Origin of the sequence: Marinobacter sp. C2H3 (genome assembly GCF_037080155.1) — a bacterium.
In the GTDB taxonomy this organism is placed as follows: Bacteria; Pseudomonadota; Gammaproteobacteria; order Pseudomonadales; family Oleiphilaceae; genus Marinobacter.
Genome location: NZ_JBBBNZ010000003.1, coordinates 239,917 through 254,256 on the forward strand (window position 1 = coordinate 239,917; position 14,340 = coordinate 254,256).

The 14,340-nt window shown below is 65.5% G+C and carries 9 protein-coding genes; 1 reads left to right on the plus strand and 8 read right to left on the minus strand.

Features of this window, described 5'->3' with window-relative positions; all coding sequences use genetic code 11:
• Positions 1-16 precede the first annotated feature (16 nt).
• Complete coding sequence (locus tag V3388_RS10570) at positions 17-2,278, minus strand: ATP-binding protein (RefSeq protein WP_336367513.1); 2,262 nt, start codon at positions 2,276-2,278, stop codon at positions 17-19.
• 98 nt (positions 2,279-2,376) lie between these two features.
• Here V3388_RS10570 and V3388_RS10575 point away from each other — a divergent pair, with 98 nt between their 5' ends.
• Positions 2,377-5,217 (plus strand): ATP-binding protein, encoded by a 2,841-nt coding sequence (locus tag V3388_RS10575; RefSeq protein ID WP_336367514.1) that lies wholly within the window; start codon positions 2,377-2,379, stop codon positions 5,215-5,217.
• Here the strand turns inward: V3388_RS10575 and V3388_RS10580 are convergent.
• From V3388_RS10580 to V3388_RS10610, 7 genes are all read right to left on the minus strand, one after another.
• Entirely contained in the window at positions 5,165-6,988 is a 1,824-nt protein-coding gene (locus V3388_RS10580) for an ATP-binding SpoIIE family protein phosphatase (protein WP_336367515.1), read from the minus strand. The two genes, V3388_RS10575 and V3388_RS10580, sit on opposite strands and share 53 nt — an antisense overlap.
• A 1-nt stretch (position 6,989) precedes the next feature.
• A complete protein-coding gene (locus tag V3388_RS10585; RefSeq protein ID WP_336367516.1) occupies positions 6,990-7,310 on the minus strand; it encodes an STAS domain-containing protein in 321 nt (106 codons plus the stop codon).
• 137 nt (positions 7,311-7,447) lie between these two features.
• On the minus strand, positions 7,448-8,095 hold the full coding sequence (locus tag V3388_RS10590; protein ID WP_336367517.1) for a biliverdin-producing heme oxygenase: 648 nt from the start codon (positions 8,093-8,095) through the stop codon (positions 7,448-7,450).
• Positions 8,096-8,167: 72 nt separating this feature from the next.
• Positions 8,168-9,829, minus strand: a complete 1,662-nt coding sequence (locus V3388_RS10595; protein ID WP_336367518.1) for an NADP-dependent glyceraldehyde-3-phosphate dehydrogenase — start codon at positions 9,827-9,829, stop codon at positions 8,168-8,170.
• Positions 9,826-10,644 carry a triose-phosphate isomerase gene (tpiA, locus tag V3388_RS10600; protein ID WP_336367519.1) on the minus strand — a complete coding sequence of 273 codons (819 nt, stop codon included), beginning with the start codon at positions 10,642-10,644 and terminating at the stop codon, positions 9,826-9,828. Before tpiA ends, V3388_RS10595 begins: the two co-directional genes overlap by 4 nt.
• Before the next feature lie 24 nt (positions 10,645-10,668).
• Positions 10,669-11,970: a phosphopyruvate hydratase gene (eno, locus tag V3388_RS10605; RefSeq protein WP_336367520.1), complete on the minus strand. Its 1,302-nt coding sequence runs from the start codon at positions 11,968-11,970 to the stop codon at positions 10,669-10,671.
• A gap of 180 nt (positions 11,971-12,150) precedes the next feature.
• Positions 12,151-14,070 carry a methyl-accepting chemotaxis protein gene (locus V3388_RS10610; RefSeq protein ID WP_336367521.1) on the minus strand — a complete coding sequence of 640 codons (1,920 nt, stop codon included), beginning with the start codon at positions 14,068-14,070 and terminating at the stop codon, positions 12,151-12,153.
• Positions 14,071-14,340 lie beyond the last annotated feature (270 nt).

Below are 14,340 nucleotides of genomic sequence, written 5' to 3' on the forward strand. Positions count from 1 at the left end.
TTCCGGCTCGGGCGCGTCAGGCGCCGGCCGGGGCGGCCAGCTCCGCCGGCACCAACACCCGGAATTCACTGCCCTGATCGGGCACCGAGCTCGCCGTAACGGTAGCGCCAAGCCGGCTGGCGGCCTTGCGGACAATGGCCAGGCCAATACCGGAACCCGGGTAACGGGATTTGGAGTTCAGGCGAAGGAAGGGTTTGAAGATGGCTTCCGACATCTCCGGATCAAAGCCGATGCCGGTGTCCGAGACACGGATATCGTAGCTGCCATCCGACAGCTTTCGCCCTTCCACCGTAATCTCGTTCAGGCGCTCGGCGTCGCCGTATTTCAGCGCGTTGGACAGCAGGTTCTGGAACACCATGCGCAGCAGCACCGGCGCGCTCCGGGTGACCGGAAACTCCCCCCGTATCGTGACCCGGGCATCCACATACGCCGTGCGCACGTCCAGCAGGTCCACGGTTTTGCCCAGCACCTCGGCCCAGTCACATTCCGCCTGCTCGTAGTCCAGCCGACCGACCCGTGAGTAGGTCAGCAGATCGCTCACCAGGTGTCGCAAACGGGACGAGGCGCCGGTAATCCGGCTCAGGTAATCCCGGAGCAGGTCGGTGTCCGGTTTGGGGGCATCCAGCTCCTCGGTGATCATGGAGGAAAACGCTTCGATCTTGCGCAGCGGTTCCTGCAGGTCGTGGGAGGCAATGAAGGCGAAATCCTCCAGATCCTTGTTTGACCGGGCGAGGTTTTCCGACAACCGCTGCAACCGCTCTAACTGCCGCAGGGCCAGCTTCTGCAACGCCGAGAGCATGCCCTCGGCCGCTTCCAGCTCCCAGTTGGTCCAGGGCCGGGCCTTGCCCCGGCTCAGCTCGGACCAGCGCTCGAAGGAGGCGCGGGGGTTCAGCGGATCGTCCGGCAGCTTGTCGGCCCGGCCGGCCCAGGTGATCTGCTCCGGCGCCTCCGCCCGGGTCCACACCACCAACACCCGGTCATCCGACGCCGGCGCCAGCGCCAGCAGACCCGCTGCCTGGGATGCCTGGCCCTCAAACCACTCGGTCCGGCACTCGCTGGTGGACCAGAGCACCTGGCCCTGCGTTTCCATCTCCCGGCGCAGGCCGCGGGCCAGCACCAGAAGATCGGTGGCGTCCGGCGCATCACCGGTGCTGTGCACCCGGTTGCCATCCACCACCGCAAACCCGCTGGCCCCGAACAACTGGCGCAGCTCCTCGCCGTTCGCCACCAGGGACGGCACCAGCTCGTCGCTCTGCACGAAGCGCTGGAGCAGCTCGGTCTGGCGCAGGTTGTGGCGCAGGCGCGCCTTCATCACGTCGCTGTCCTCCACCAGCCGCAGGCACATGGAGAGCACGTCCCCCACCAGACGGGCCGCCAGCCGCGCATCCACCGGCAGGTAGCGGGGCTTGCGATGGTGGCAGGCAATCAGGCCCCAGAGCCGGCCGTCCCGGATCAGCGAGATGGACATGGACGCGGCCACGTTCATGTTGCGCAAGTACTGCAGGTGGATGGGCGAGACCGCTCGCAGGGCGCAATCGCTCAGGTCCGGCTGGGTGTCCCGGGCCAGGGTGGACACGCTGATGATGGGCACCACCGGGGCGTCCACATCGGCGATCATGCGAATCTCGTTTTCCAGGTAAAGGGCCCGGGCCTGGGCAGGGATATCGCCGGCCGGAAAGTGCAGGCCCAGGAACCGAACCATGCCTTCGGCGCTGCTCTCGGCCACCACCTCGCCGTGCCAGTCCTCGGCGAACCGGTACACCATGACCCGGTCGTAGCCGGTGATACTGCGCACGGCGGCGGCGGCGGTCTGCACCAGCTCCGACACCGAACGGGCCGCCTTCACCTGGCCGATCAACTGGGCCAGGTCCGCCACCGTGGTGTCGACGGCGCCACCACCGGCCCTAAGGCCCGCTTCCAGCTCCAGCAGCAGGCGCCCTGCCCGCCGGGTCACCGTGGCCTGCCAGGGGCGGCGGCCACCGGCTAACGGGTAGCGTAGGGGAAACGCCGGGGCAGCTTTGGCATCCAGCGCCTGTTTCAGGGGCGCCAGCAGAGGAGCCAGGGGCTCGGCATCGGCGCGCCACGCCTGCGCCGACGGCTGCGGCTGGCCGGTGATCTGCTCGAGGACCGCCGCCGCGTTTTCGCTGAAGCCGGTCAGCGCCAGGCTGTGCTCATCCAGCAGCAGCACCGCCCCGTGGGACTGGATGGCCCCGGGGGTGCGGATAGGCTCGTCTTCACATCGGTTGAAATCAAACTGGTCGGAGAACCGTTCTGTCATGGTGGTCGCGCCTGATATAACGATCTTTCACAAACCCTTCCGCCTGCTATGATCGTATTAAGTTACACACTCTCCATGAACAATGGGTGGACAACAGCATGAAGGCCCCCGAGAGGCCGGATAACGAAGAAACCAGGCTCGAGCAGCTGTATCGTCTTGATATCCTCGATACGCCGCCGGAAGCCGTCTTTGACGACCTGACGCGACTGGCCGCCATGTTCTGCGGCACGCTGTTTTCTACAGTATCCCTCATCGATCAGGAACGCCAGTGGTTCAAGTCCACGACCGGGCCCCTGGGTGTTGCCGAAACGCCCAGGGACCTCTCGTTCTGCGGCCACACCATTCTTCGGGACGAACTGCTGGTCGTTGAGGATGCCCAGGCGGACGTTCGGTTCCGGGACAACCCTCTGGTGACCGCCGGGCCCATGATCCGGTTCTACGCCGGCGCCCCCCTGATCACCCAGGACGGGCTGGCCCTGGGAACCCTGTGCGTGTTTGATCCCCAGCCACGATCGCTGTCAGACAGCCAGCAGGAAGCCCTGCGGTTGCTGGCCCGCCAGATTACCCAGCGCATTGAGCAGCGGCTCACCGATACCCTCGTGCAGCACCTGAGCAGCCTGCTGGACGTGAGCAACAGCTATGTGGTGATGTTCGACCCGTTCAGCGAGCGCATCAGCTACGTGAACGCGGCCCTGCGTCAGCGGTTGTCCGAACGTTTCGCCCAGGACACCCGCACCCTGTTTGCCGAGCTGTTCCCGGACGTGGACTACGATCGCTACTTCACTCCCGAGCGCCTCGGCCAGTCCAACGCCGAGCGGCGCAAGATCACCCGCATCCAGTTTCCGGACCTGCCGGACGGGCGGGCGGAGCTGCGCTTGCTGTCCACCCTCGATCAGGGCCGGCACACCTGCGTACTGCTGTTCAACGATCAGTCCGAGCTGAGCCGCACCCAGCGTCTGGCGGAGCAGGCCCAGAGTAACCTGAAGGTGTTCAGCCAGGTGGCGCGCCAGAGCAAGAACGCGGTCATCATCACCGACGCCAACGAACGCATCGAGTGGGTCAATCAAAGCTTCGAAACCCTGACCGGCTACACCGCCAGCGAAGCGATGGGGCGCGTACCCGGGGATTTCCTGCAGGGGCCGGACACCGCTGACATTGACCGGGAGCGCATCCGCAAACACCTGGACGAAGGCAAGCCGGTGGTTCAGGAAATCCTCAATTACGGCAAGAACGGCCAGAGCTACTGGGTGGAGATCTACATCGAGCCGATCCGCAACAACCAGGGCCGGATTACCCATTTTGTTGCCTCCCAGGCCAACGTAACCCATCGTCGGGAGCAGGAGCAGGCCATCCGCGCCGCCCGCAACGCCGCCGAACGGGCCAACCGGGCCAAGAGCCAGTTCCTGGCCAACATCAGCCACGAACTGCGCACCCCGCTCAACGGCATCATGGGGGTGACCGAGCAGCTTCAGGAACAGATCCCCGAGCCCCTGGCGGACCTGGTGGACACCCTGGACCAGTCATCCCGGCACCTGCTGGACATACTCAACGACCTGCTGGACCTGTCCCACATCCAGAATGGGCACCTGGCGCTGACCAACGAGCCGTTCCGCCTGGACGAAATACTGCAGGACGTGGAGCGCCTGTTCCGGCCCCGGGCCGACTCGGTGGGCACCATCCTCGCGCTGGCGCTGAACACGGACCTGCCGGAAAGCACCCCGCTGGTGGGGGATGCCACCCGCCTGAAACAGGTGTTGATGAACCTGGTGAACAACGCCGTCAAATTTACCCAGCAAGGCCGCGTGGAGCTGCGCGCCCGGCTGACGAGCGACCCGGACGCGCCGTCACTGGCCCGTCTCCACCTGGCGGTGGCGGACACCGGCCCGGGCATTGCCCCTGAGCATCAGGCGCGCATCTTCGAGAGCTTCGAGCAACTCGACAATTCGTCCACCCGGGTCCACGGCGGTTCCGGCCTGGGCCTGGCCATCTCCCGCCAGATTGTGAAGGCCATGGGTTCGGACATCGAGCTGGACAGCACCCCGGGGCAGGGCTCGACCTTCCATTTTACCCTCCGCCTCCCCCTGGCGCCGCCGGACAGCCTGGCGGCACCCCTGGCAACCACCGGTGGCGCCACCGGGGCAGGCCGGCCGGTGTCCCACGCCCTGGTGATCGACGACAACGAGATCAACCGCAAGATCCTGGAAACCCTGCTCAAGCGCCTGGGTTTCCCGGTGGTGTACAGCGCCCCGTCCGCGCGCCGGGCCCTGGCGCTGCTGGACAACCTGCAACCGGATCTGGTGTTTGTGGATCTGCACATGCCAGGGATGGACGGCGAAGCCTTCCTCGATCGTGCCCGGCAGGAGTTCAGTGAGCGCGGCCGCCCCCTGCCCTGGATGATTGCCTGCACGGCGGACGTGGGCGAGCAGCAGCGCCGACATTGTTTGCGGGTGGGCTTTGACGCCCATCTGGCGAAGCCGGTCAGCGGGACGTCGGTGCGGGCGCTGCTGGCCGATCTCGGCCTCGCGGTGGTGGCGGGGGAGGCTCCGGTGGCAGCCGCCAGCCCTTCGGCGCCCGCAGGCGCCCCGGACCACACCCGGGTGCTGGACCTGGACCAGTTGAAAAAGGCCTTCCTCGGCAACGAAGATCTGCTCGGTGAGTTTCTCGGCCTGCTGCTGGAGAACCTGCCCACCCACCTGATCCGCATCCGGGAAGCGCTAATGCTGGGTAACGTGGTGGCCCACTACGATGCGGCTCACTCCATCAAAGGTCTGGTCGGTTACTTTGAGGACGCCGGCCTGATGGAGCGGGTCACGGCGCTGGAATCCGCCATGAAACGGGGTGACGTGGACGCGGCCCAGCGCCATTTTGACGAGACCGACGGCATCCTCAATTCCCTGATGACGGAGATCCGGGCCCTGCTGCCGCAGTTGGTGTCGTGACCGTAATGTGAAATTCCGCGGTGGCGCCGTCATCGTGGAACGCCAACCGGTCCGCGAGACGCCGAACCAGATGGATACCCCTGCCGTGCCGAACGCTGTCCGGGTTCGAGGCGGTGCCCGCGAACAGGGGGGCCCGGTTGGCCCCATCCCGCAGCGGCGCGGCACCAAACCCCTCGCCGCTGTCGCTGACCGCCACTCGCAAATGCCAGGCATCGTCCAGCTGGTCCAGATGGGTTCGGATCACGATAACCCCGTCCCGGAGCGCACGGAGACGTTTTCGACGCTCCCGAAAGTAGGCCTCAAAGCCGTCCGGCGTCTGTTTCAGGGATGAATCCAGGCCGAGAATGCCATGGTCAATGGCGTTGTTGATCAGCTCGGTCACGCACACGTGCGCCCGGTCCGCCTGCTCCCCGCTCAGGCCCATCTGGCCAAACAAACCGTTGATGATCGGCGCCAGCTCGGCCTCTTTCAGCGTGTTCCCGCGCACACCGACCGCGAAATACCACCCGCCGGTTGCCCTTGACGTGACGTCGCTGGCCGAGTGAGGCTCGGCTGAAGGCTCCTGACCTTCGGGCAGGGACGACGTCAGGTTTGCCAACGGCAGGAGCAGCACGCTCCGGTCATCCCGGGCCCCATCAGCGCCGGTAAAGGCATCCAGCCTCCGGCCCAGCTCCGCGAGAAGATCCTCACTCCGGTCGGCCGCGGTCAGGACCGCCTCCAGCCCACGGGCGCCAAACATGGTGCCGTCCGCAGCCTCGGCCTCCACCACGCCGTCGGTGCAGGCCACCAGGGTATGCTCCGGCCGATAGGCCAGGTGCTGCGTGCGGGCATCGAAATCGTCGTCAGACAGGATGCCCAGCGGCGGGTGGCGAGGCTGGAAGCGCTTGACGATGGTACGCGCGGTATTGTCGATGACGTAGGCACTGGGGCTGCCGCCGTTCCAGACGGACATGCGCTGGATGTGCGGCTCCACCATGACCACGGTCGCCGCAACAAACCGCCCGTGGGGCAGGCTGGACCTGAGCCTGGCGTTGAGCTCCCGGACCACCGTTTCCAGCGAGTAGCCCTCCCGGGCCAGGCGGGAGAAAGTTTCGACCACGGGCATCAGCGCCAGCGCAGCGGGCAGGCCATGACCGGTGGCATCGGCGATCAAACTGTACTGGCGCTGGGACGGGCTGCGGATGGACAGGATAATGTCGCCATTGAAGTCGCCCGCCGGGTTGAGGATATAGCGAGCCTCGAGGGCTTTCTCTTCGCCCTGATGAAGCAGGCGGTCCAACAGTTCCCGGGCGAGATCGCTGTCGGCCCGGCTGCGGTTGTAGTAGTCGGCCAGCCGCGCATTGGTGGTCTCAAGGTCACGTTGCAGTCGCGCAATACGTTGGGACGCCCGCACACGGGCCCGCAGTAAGGGAAAGCTGATGGGTTTGGTGAGGTAGTAATCGGCGCCAATGTCGAGCCCTTCCACCTCGTCGCTTTCGGCCGCGTTGGCGCTCATCATCATGATCGGCACCCACCGGTCCAGCCGGTCTTTCAGGGCCTCACAGAGCGCCAGCCCATCCATCACGGGCATGGTCACGTCGATCATGAACAGGTCAAACCCCGAGTCCCGCTCAAACTGCGCCAGGGCATCACCGCCATGCTCTGCGAAAGACACGGTATGACCCTCTGCATGGAGGAAGGACCCAAGCAGCCGACGTATGGTGACGTCGTCGTCAACCACCAGTACGTGCAAGCGATCTTGTGGCGTTATCGCAGCGTGCAGCTCTGGCATGTCAGTCCTCAATAACGAACAGTCGGTCGAAATGCGCAACGTCCAGGATGTCCCGGACCAGGCCCCGGGCGTGGCGGATCGTGACGGACTGGTCTCGCTCGCGCGCGCGCTCCTGGAGAACCAGCAGCAGGCCGAGGGCCGCGCTATCGAGGTAGTTCAGATCGGCAAAATCCATCACGATGTGCCGGACGTCCTGTCGATCGGTCACGCGTTCCTGTTCCGCCTTGAACACGGAGTACTGGCTGAAATCGAAACGCCCCCGCAGTTGAAGCATCGCAACGCCTTCCTGGAGGGTGTAGGAAACACTGAAGTCAGAGCCCATGGCTGTCTCTCTCGGGGAGGTCGTTGCGGCGACCGTGGCGGTCATGGATGGCGGCTGGCGCGCGAGTATTCCGCCTCGATGCCGGGCACCCAGCCCTGTGTATCGTCCGAGGACATACGCCGGAGGCCGCTTTCAGATCACAGAGACGACGGGCGGGCGGGGTGCTCCAGGGCGGACAAAAACGCCTCAAAGGTCAGGTTGGCGGCGTCAATTGCGGTGCTCTGGTCGCTTGCAAGCGGAAACCGGTGGTCAAGAAAGTGGCGGAACTGAAGCCAGCGTGGGCCCGCGTCCTCAAATCGGGTCGTCAGGAAGTGCCGGGGTGCATCCGGTAAGGCGGCCGCCACCGAGCGTTCCAGCAGAACCGCGCCCATCTGTGCGCCCGAGAGGACGTACAGGCAGCCCACCCGGTGGGCCGGTGAGCCGGCGTCCAGCCCGTCTGGCACCGGCATCCAACGGCCGGCGGGCAAGTGGGAATGGCCATCCGCCAACATCGCCAGATCCCTGAGCAGGGATTGACGTCGGGGGAGGAAAAACGGAGAGGCGTCGTCGCGACTCGCCATCAGCGCCTGATCCAGCCACCGTTCAAGCGGCACCCACACCCGGGCCAGGGCCAACAGACTGTCCCGGTAGCGGTCCAGGGTCAGCTCGTTGCCGACCAGGCAAGCCAGCACCGGCTGGTGATCCAGTCGGCGGTGGGCGGGAGCCGTCTCCTGCCGCAGTTGAACCGACAGGGGTACCTCACTGGCGTCCCGCCCAGGCAGCGGTTCAGGGGATGGGTCGGACATCGGCGGGCTCACTGCGCTCCAGGCGGGTCTTGGAGCGCTCAGTGTACCCGCCGGAACGCAGACCGAACAGCTTCAGAACAGGTAATCGGTGGACAGGATCTGTGACGCCCGCCCCCGCACAATGTCGCTGACCAGATCCCGGTTTCGCTCCACCGCGCGGGTCGCCACCGTGGTGCGGATGGAAAATACCCGCAAGGCGTCCGCTACCGACAACGTGCCTTCGGCGGAATCCTTGCGTCCGTTGAACGGCAGGGTATCCGGCCCGCGCTGGCACTGGGTGTTCAGGTTGATGCGGCCGACCTGCCCGGCGAGCTGGTCGATCAGCCGGCCCAGGGTCTCCGGATGATTGCCGAACAGGCTCAGTTGCTGCCCGTAGTCCGACCGGCCCACCGCCTCGATCACCTCCCGCTCGTCACGGAACACCACCACCGGGATCACCGGGCCAAACTGTTCTTCCCCGTAAACCCGCATGTCCGGGGTAACCGGATACCGGACCGCAGGATGGAAGTAGCTGCCGTAGATATCACCGCCGCCGGCGTTCAGGACGCGGGCACCCCGTTCCCGGGCGTCCTGGACCAGGTCCGCCAGGTAGCGGGTCTTGCCGGGTTCCGGCAACGGCGTCAGGTGCGCCCCCTGGGACCAGGGCAATCCCGGCACCAGGGCGTCCACGGCCGCCGTCAGGCGGCGGACAAAGGGTTCCGCCACCGACTCGTGCACGTACAGCAGTTTCAGGGCGGTACAGCGCTGGCCATTGAACGACAGCGCGCCGGCGACGCATTCCCGTACCGCCAGTTCCAGATCCGCGTCCGGCAGCACAATGCCGGGGTTATTGGCGTCCAGCCCGAGCACCGATCGCAGCCGGTGCGGGCGCGGGTGCCTCTGCTTGAGCGCAACGGCGCCCCGATGGGTGCCGATAAACGCCAGCATATCCACATCACCACTGGCCATGAGCGCACCGGCGATCTCCCGCCCGCTGCCAAACACGATGTTGATGACGCCGGGGGGAAAACATCGCCGGAATGCGTCCATCAACGGCTTGATCATCAGAACGCCGTACTTTGCCGGCTTGAACACCACCGTGTTACCCATGATCAAGGCGGGAATGAGCGTGCTGAACGTTTCGTTCAAGGGGTAGTTGTACGGCCCCATACACAGCGCCACGCCGACCGGCAGGCGCCGGGTCTGGGCCACCACGCCGCCGACCACCTCGAACCGGGACGAACGCCGGTCCAGTTCCTTGAGCGCGTGCACGGTGTCCACAATGTAATCGCAGGTGCGGTCGAACTCCTTGCCGGCGTCGGCCAGGGTTTTACCAATTTCCCACATCAGCAGGTCCACCACCTCGTCCCGCTGTTCCCGCATGGCGCTGAGGAATCGTTCGACGTGGTCAATGCGCTCCGCGATCGACAGGCTGGGCCACAGCCCGGTGCCCCCGCCGTAGGCCAGCTTGGCGGCGGCCAGGGCCCGTAACGCGCTGGCGGCGTCCATCATGGGTGCTTGCCCCAGGCACAACGGCTCCGGCGGCCCGTCCGGGCGTTCGTGCACCCGGATCGCGCTGATCACATCCGCGTAGCGGCCGGCCCAGGGCAGCAGCTCACCGTCGATCAGCACATGCCGGATCGAGGCCGAGCCGGCGCCATAGTGGTGGAGAAAGACCTCGGGCACGCTGCCCCGGTCCGGAAAACGGAAACGGGCAACGGGGGGTGACCGGTCCGGGACCGTCAACGTGGTCATGATTCCACCTCGCGTTCCACATCGGCCTGGCCCGGGGTAATGCCTTTGGCGTCGGCAAGGGCACCGGCAATCGCCGCAAAGGCGTCGGCGTTCAGGGAGGCGCTGCCAATCAGCCCGCCGTCCACGTCCGGCAGGCCGAAGATGGCGCCGGCGTTGTCGGCTTTCACGCTGCCGCCGTACAGCAGGATCAGCCGATCGCCCTGCTCGGCACCGCCGGGCTGACTATTGACGAAAGCGCGAATGGCCTGGTGCACCTCGGCAATTTGCTCGAGGGTCGCGGTCTTGCCGGTGCCGATCGCCCAGACCGGTTCATAGGCAATAACACCCCGGGTGAGGAAGGCCACGCCGACCTGGTCGATCACCGCCTGCAACTGCTGCTGCAGGACCGCCAGGGTCTGGCCCGCGTCCCGTTCCTGCTCGGTTTCGCCGATGCACAACACCGGCGTCAGACCCACGTTCAGCAGCGCCTGGAAGCGGGCGGCCACGGTCTCGTTGGTCTCGCCAAACAGCACCCGACGCTCGGAATGGCCGACCAGCGCGTAGCGGCAGCCCAGCTCCTGCAGCATGGTGGCGCTGACGTCGCCGGTGTAGGCACCGCTGACGAAGGGCGACACGGTTTGCGCCCCCAGCTTGATGCCGGTATAGCCCAGCAGGTCCCGCACCTGAAACAGGTAAGGCGCAGGCGGGCAGAACGCCAGTTCAATGCCGTCCCGGAACGGCCGCAGGCGCGGCAGCATGCGCACCAGCAGGGCCTGGTTGGACTGCAGGCTGCCGTTCATTTTCCAGTTTCCAATCAACACCGGTTGTCGTGTCATGGCGCGTCTCCTCAACGAGTCAAATCAGGTATCCAGGGCGCAGCGGATGGCTCCCGGGCCCGGGTAGAAGGCCCGGGCGCCGAGGTCCTCTTCGATGCGCAGAAGTCGGTTGTATTTGGCAATGCGGTCAGACCGGCTGAGGGAACCGGTCTTGATCTGGCCGGCCCGGGTGGCCACCGCCAGGTCGGCGATGAAGGTGTCTTCGGTCTCGCCGCTGCGGTGGGAAATCACCGCGGTGTAGCCGGCGTCCTGGGCCATGCCAATGGCTTCGAGGGTTTCCGAGAGGGTGCCGATCTGGTTGAGCTTGATGAGCACCGAATTGCCCACCTCCCGGCGGATACCCTCGGCGATGAGCGAGGTATTGGTCACAAACAGATCGTCACCGACCAGTTGGACCCGTTCCCCCAGGCGCTCCGTCAGCAGGCGCCAGCCGGACCAGTCATTTTCATCCATGCCGTCTTCAATGGAGGCAATCGGGTACTGCATGGCCAGGGACATCAGGTAATCCGCAAAGCCCTCGGAATCAAAGGTCTTGCCCGCACCCTCAAGGTGGTAGCGACCGTCCCGGAAAAACTCGGAGGCGGCGCAGTCCAGGGCCAGCACAACGTCGGTGCCCGGCCGGTAGCCGGCCTTTTCCACGGCGGCCAGAATCAGATCCAGCGCCTCTTCGCTGGAACGCAGGTTGGGCGCAAAACCGCCTTCGTCGCCCACGGCGGTGGACAGCCGTCCTTTGCGCAACAGAGAGCGGAGGGCGTGGAAGGTCTCCGCCCCCATGCGCAGGGCGTCGGCGTAGCTGGAGGCGCCTACCGGCTGAATCATGAACTCCTGAAGATCCACCGTATTGTCGGCGTGGGCGCCCCCGTTGATGATGTTCATCATCGGCACCGGCATCACGCAGGGTTCGGCGTAGCCGTACAGTTCCGCCAGGTGCCGGAACAAGGGCTGCTGCCGGTAGTTGGCGCCCGCGTTGGCCATGGCCAGGGACACCGCCAGGATGGCGTTGGCCCCGAGCTCCGATTTGTTCGGGGTGCCATCCAGCTCGCATAGAAGGCGGTCGTTCACTTTCTGGTCCAGCACGCTGGCGCCGGCCAGGGCCGGCGCGATCCGGCGGTTCACCGCCTCGACGGCCCCCAGCACGCCCTTGCCCTGATAGCGGGCGGGATCGCCGTCGCGCTTTTCCAGCGCTTCCCGGCTGCCGGTGGACGCGCCGGACGGCACCCGCCCAATACCGCGGACCCGATTGCGCAGGCGCACTTCCACTTCCACCGTGGGAAATCCCCGGGAATCGAGGATTTCCCGAGCCTTGATCTCATCAATCTGTTCCATATCCGTGACCCTTGCGCCCCATGCCGGTGCATTTGATTGCAACCGAACGTTTAAGGCGCGAATTATTTTCTAAAACGAACATCCCTAGCCGAAAAAAAGGTGAGATCCTCTCACCCTGATGTCCTTGGCAAGCCCGAGAGGGCTTCGCCTCCTGCAGTCGCGGTGCTGCCGGCCTGTTCCTCAGGTCCGGAACGACGACACCAGCGACTCGATGTTGTTGACCGACTGTTTCAGGCGCTCGCCCGTGCGCACGAGCCGGCCGATTTCGTCCCGGGTGTGGCCAGCGGCCACGCTGATGTCGGAGACTTGCCGGGCCACCGACTGGCTGACCTGCTCCTGCTCATCCATGCCGGCGCGAATCTGTTCGGCGCCCTGGTGAATGTCACGGGCCGCGGTCTGCACCTGCCCGGCACCGTCGGACACGGCCACAATCACGGCCTTCACCGAAGACAGGCGTTCCAGCCCCTGATCCATGAACGCGACGGCTTCTTCCGCCTCGGCCTGCAGGCGGCCTGCCAGATCCCGGATCAGATCGGTGCTCTGGGTGGTCTTCTGGGCCAGGGTCCGCACTTCATCCGCGACGACCGCAAAGCCCCGGCCTGCCTCACCAGCGCGGGCCGATTCAATAGCGGCGTTCAGGGCCAGCAGGTTGGTCTGGTTCGCAATGTCGTCGATGGCCTGGGTGATGCGGCCAATATCCAGGGACGCATCCCGGAGCGTTGCCAGCTTGGCGGAGGTGCGCTGGGACTGCTGCTCCAGCTCGTCGACGCTTTCACGGCCGCGGTCCGCATCGTCCAGGTTGCGGGCGGTCTGGTCGTTCACCGAGGCCACCAGTTGATGGGTGTGGCGGACGGATCCGGCCACTTCCCGGGCGCTGGACTCCATCTCCGTCATGGCGCTGGCAATGCCGTCCAGCTCTTCGGACTGCTGCCGAATGCGGTCGGTAAACCGCTGGGAGAACTCCGTGTTTTCGCTGGCGATGTCCGAAAGATCCCGGCCGGCCTGCTGCAACTGCGCCAACACCTTGGCCATGGCGTCGGCCAGCTGGTTGACGGATTGCTTCAGGTCCTGGAACTCCCCCGACGCCGCGATCGTCAGCCGCTCCCGGTAGTCGCCGTTGGCCATGGCCGTGAGGTGTGCCAGCGTCGCCTTGAGTGGCCGGCTGATCATGCGGCCCAGCAGGACGGACGTCACCAGCGACAACAGCAACACCAGGGGCAGCAGGATGTAGATGATGCGTTCCGCCCGCACGGTGCTCTCGTCGAGCCGGTTCACCGCGCCCTGGGCCTGATCGCCTACGGAACGGGACAGGCCATCCAGGGTGTCCGCCATGGACGACAACAGCGCCTCGGACTGCTTGACCTCGGCGGCAGCGGCCTGGCGGCCCTGTCGGTACTGGAAGTATTCGGCGATGACGCCGTCGTCATTGTTCACCGCGTCGTTGAAGTTCTGGACCAGGGCCGGCAGCGTTTCGAGCCGGGGGATTTCGTCCACCAGGGCCTGAACGTCCTGCACCCAGGTCTTGGTGGCAAAACGAAGGTCGTCAACGATCTTGGTCAGCTTTTCGGTATCTTCCGTACTCACCAGCTGCATGATCAGCAGCTCGATGCTGGTCAGGTTGTCCATCACCGTGGTGAACAGGTCCCGGATGTAGATGTCGTTGCCCGCCGGTTCGGTGCCCTCCCGAATCAGCAACCGTTTGATGTCCGCGTTGTTGACCAGAAAGCCGCCGAGCTTGTTATCGACGGTCGCCGACGAGCGAAGCGCGGTTCGTTTCGCCTCGGCCATGGCCGACAGCCGGCCTTCCAACTGTTCCGCCTGGGCCACCAGCGCCGCCGCGGGGTTACTCGTATCCGTGCCGCCGACGACATTGGACAGCTGGCGGATCGCGTCGATCAGCGGCTTGCGCTGGCTGTCCGCGCTGGCGAGGCGCTGATTGAGCGCGTCGATGGTGTCTGCCCCAGCGAGGGCGAGCACCTGTTTGTCCAACTCCGCGCGCCGGGCTTCCACGTCCCGGACCTGCTGGTCCAGCGGGAACACACGGTCGGTCAGTTCACTGTTGGTTCGGGAGAAAGACGACAGGACGGAGAGGTTGAACAATCCCCATCCGAAAATAATCAGACACAGAATGCCAAATCCGGCATACAAGCGATGGATAACAGAGGTCCGTTTCATAGGTTGCACCCCTGAGCCCTGCGTCAAGGGCTTTGAAAACGGGTGGAAAAAGGGCCGGTGGAAGCCGCGAAGGTGCGACATCCTGAGATGCTCTGAAAGGGGGGACTAGTCAAGCAAACCGGCCAAAACCCACCGTGACAACGGTGCACTGCCTGCCGCGCCCCGAGGGTCCGTTACGCGACAGGCAATGCTCGG